Raw genomic sequence first — 761 nt, forward strand, 5'->3', positions numbered from 1 at the left:
CCATTCATTAATTGTAGAAGGTGCAATACCGTAAGCTTTACCTAATTGGTATTTGTTTAGTTTTCCTGCGGTAAGTTCGTCTAAAATTTTGAGTTTAAAAGATTCTGAATACCGTCTAATCACTTTGTCATTTTTGTACATAATTGTTTAAGATTATGTAGCCTTTATTCAGGACGGGTCAAAAGTTTTAATGACATCTTTCGATGGTTGTAGTTCATACTTCCTAGCAAAGGAATTTCGATTGTCTGTATTGAACCATTCGCTTAACAGGTTCATAAAATCGTGCCCACCCAATTTGTACTGACCGATCAATAAACTAGATATATAAATTTTTGCGTCGTCCTTAAAATTCACATCACCTACAAAACGAATTACAACTTTAGCAAAATTAGACTGTTTTGCTAGTAATTCCTGCACAGCATTATATTCCCTGCCACATGCAGGACAAAATGGGTTCAATGCCAAAACGAGTATATTAGGTGCATTGACATCACCTAAAACAACTTCAAAAGCCTGTAAGTCCATATCCACTTCCTTTTCTTTCTGCTGTAAAAACTGAAATACTTGAATATTATTTGTAAGCTGTGTTCAATCCATAAGTGCAACACACTTATTTTTTAGGACTTCAATAGGGTTGTAATAGTTAAACTTTCTAATAGGTCTGTAATTTAGTAATAATTCCACTTCTTTGATTCTCTCTATTGAGACTTGATTAAGGTCCGTTTTCTTAGGGAAGAATCGTCTAATAACTCCTATTCTAT

General features: G+C 33.6%; 1 protein-coding gene and 1 pseudogene. Both read right to left on the bottom strand.

Annotated features, from left to right (window positions below; genetic code table 11):
- Window positions 1–168 precede the first annotated feature (168 nt).
- Complete coding sequence (locus tag BFP77_RS00850; RefSeq protein WP_099572196.1) at window positions 169–525, bottom strand: hypothetical protein; 357 nt, start codon at window positions 523–525, stop codon at window positions 169–171.
- Window positions 526–588: 63 nt separating this feature from the next.
- A pseudogene (locus BFP77_RS17545) lies at window positions 589–761 on the bottom strand (IS30 family transposase); the annotation flags it as partial.

Origin of the sequence: Maribacter sp. 4U21, from assembly GCF_002742365.1 — a bacterium.
GTDB lineage: Bacteria > Bacteroidota > Bacteroidia > Flavobacteriales > Flavobacteriaceae > Maribacter.

Coding starts and splice junctions, on each gene's coding strand:
- BFP77_RS00850 (WP_099572196.1), bottom strand. CDS start 525: ATGGACTTACAGGCTTTTGAAGTTGTTTTAGGTGATGTCAATGCACCT.